Annotated in this window: 2 protein-coding genes; one reads left to right on the top strand and one right to left on the bottom strand. The window is 74.6% G+C overall.

Translation table 11 applies throughout. The annotated features are described in order from the left end of the window. A partial coding sequence (locus AB0H87_RS40855) for a LysR family transcriptional regulator (protein ID WP_360158947.1) occupies positions 1–878 on the bottom strand: 878 nt, incomplete at its 3' end. A gap of 111 nt (positions 879–989) precedes the next feature. On the opposite strand from AB0H87_RS40855, the gene AB0H87_RS40860 reads away from it, so the two are divergent. Continuing rightward, positions 990–2,289, top strand: a 1,300-nt coding sequence (locus AB0H87_RS40860; protein WP_360158950.1) for an FAD-binding oxidoreductase, incomplete at its 3' end; no start/stop codon positions are given.

The raw sequence follows: 2,289 nt of genomic DNA on the forward strand, positions 1-2,289 counted from the left end.
TCGATGAGTGCCGCGGTCGCCGGGGACGGTGGCCGGTCGCCCGGTGTGGCCAGGCCCACCCACAGGTCGAGGTCCGCGTCCGCCACCTCCACGACCGACGTCTCGTCGCTCTCGCTGCCCTGCCGCGGCAGGAACGCGACCCCGAGATTGTTGCGGACGAGCCCGAGCGCGCCCGCCTGGTCGGAGGCCTCGAACGCGACCTCGCGGACGATGCCCGCGCGGGCGAAGGCCCGGTCGACGAGCGTGCGGCTGCCCCAGCCCAGCGGGAAGTCCACGAACGTCTCGTGCGCGAGCTCCGCCAGCGTCACCGACCCGGCGCCGGCCAGTCGGTGGGCGCGCGAGCAGACCAGGCACCAGCGCATCGTGCCCAGCCGGTGCAGGCGGATGCCCGGCGGCCGGTCGATCGTGCCGACGAGCGCCAGATCAAGGCCGCCCGCGGCCAGGTCGGCCAGGTGTCCCTCGGAACCCCGCGGCGCGCCACGCAGGCGGATGACGACGCGCGGATGGGTCTCGTGGAACCGCCCCAGGATCGCCGGCAGGTCGACGTGCAGCGCCTCCTCCGCGCCCTGTTCCGTGCCGAACGACGACGGGCAGCCGATCCGCACGGTGCCGCGCAGGCCGCCGCTCACCTGAGCCACCGCGTTGCGGGCGTGGCCGGCCGCGCTGAGCACCGCCCGTGCCTCCGGCAGCAGCACGTGACCCGCGTCGGTCAACGCGGTCGTCGTGTTGCGGGTGAACAGCGGCTCGCCCAGTTCCCGCTCCAACTTCCGGATCGTCGCGGAAACGGCCGACTGCGCGACCCGTACCCGATGCGCGCCTTGGGTGAAGGTGCCCTCCTCCGCGACGGCCACGAAGTACTCGAGCTGTCGGAGTTCCATCACCTCACTATCGCCGATCGCGATGGCCGCCGAGCGCGGAGTTGTGTGGGCGGCCCGACCGATGCGCTCCACCATTGCCGCGACACGGTCGACGAACGGGGGTTCGACGAGATGACCGAGATCCTGGAACGAGACGACGTGGCGGAGCTGGAACGCGAGGTGGCCGGTCCGGTGCTGCTGCCGGGCGACGACGGCTACGGCGCGGAGACCGCCACCTGGAACCTGTCCGAGGCCCAGCGACCGGCCGTCGTGGTCGGCGCCACATCCACGACCGACGTGCGGGCGGCGGTGCGCTTCGCCGCCGGCCACGGACGCCCGGTCGCGGTGGTCGCCACGGGACACGGCGCCGTGACGGGCTCGGACGACGCCGTCATGGTGAACCTGCGGCGGATGGCCGGCGTCCGGGTCGACGCGGAGGCCCGCACGGCGACGATCGACGCCGCCGTCGAGGCGCAGCACCTGGTCGAGGCGGCCGCCGCGGTGGGGCTCGCGCCGCTGGCCGGCTCCTCGCCGAACGTCGGTGTGGTCGGTTACACGCTCGGCGGCGGGCTGAGCCCGACGCTGGGCCGCACCTACGGCTACTCCGCCGACCACGTGCGGTCGTTCGAGATCGTCACCGCGGACGGCGCGGTGCGGCACGTCGACGCGGCGCACGAGCCCGACCTGTTCTGGGCGGTCCGCGGCGGCAAGGGGAACTTCGGCGTGGTCACGTCGCTGACCGTCGACCTGGTGCCGGTCACGCGGCTGTACGGCGGTGGGATGTACTTCGCCGCCGAGCACGCCGAGAAGGTGGTGGACGCGTACCGCCGGCTGACCGCCGTGGCGCCGGACGCGCTCTCCGCGTCGTTCGCGTTCCTGCGCCTGCCGCCGCTGGATTTCGTGCCCGAGCCGCTGCGCGGCCGCTTCACCGTCCACGTGCGACTCGCCTACCTGGGCCCGGCCGCCGAGGGCGCACAGCTCGTCGCGGACCTGCGGAGCACGCCGCGGCTGGTCGACACCGTGGCCGAGATGCCGTTCACGGACATCGCCGCCATCCACGCGGACCCGACCAAACCGCTGCCGGGGTACGAGTCCACGACGCTGCTACGCGACTTCCCGGCGGAGGCCGCCGACGCGCTGCTGGCCGCCGCCGGCCCGGCCGTCGAGTCGCGGGCCCTGGTGGTCGAGGTGCGGCAGCTCGGCGGCGCGCTGGCCCGGCCGCCACGGGTCGCGAACGCGGTCGGCCACCGCGACGCGGGCTACCAGTTCCTCGCCGGCGCGATCGGTGAGCCCGGCGGTCTCGAGACCCTCCGGCTGCCGCTGGCCGGCATCGTCGAGACGACGACAGCACGTCGCCGACCGCGGCCCGACCCAGCCAGTCACCGACGCCGAGCCCGACGCCGGACTACCTGGCCGCCGCGCGCACGAAGAT

Origin of the sequence: Asanoa sp. NPDC050611, from assembly GCF_040654855.1 — a bacterium.
In the GTDB taxonomy this organism is placed as follows: Bacteria; Actinomycetota; Actinomycetes; order Mycobacteriales; family Micromonosporaceae; genus Asanoa.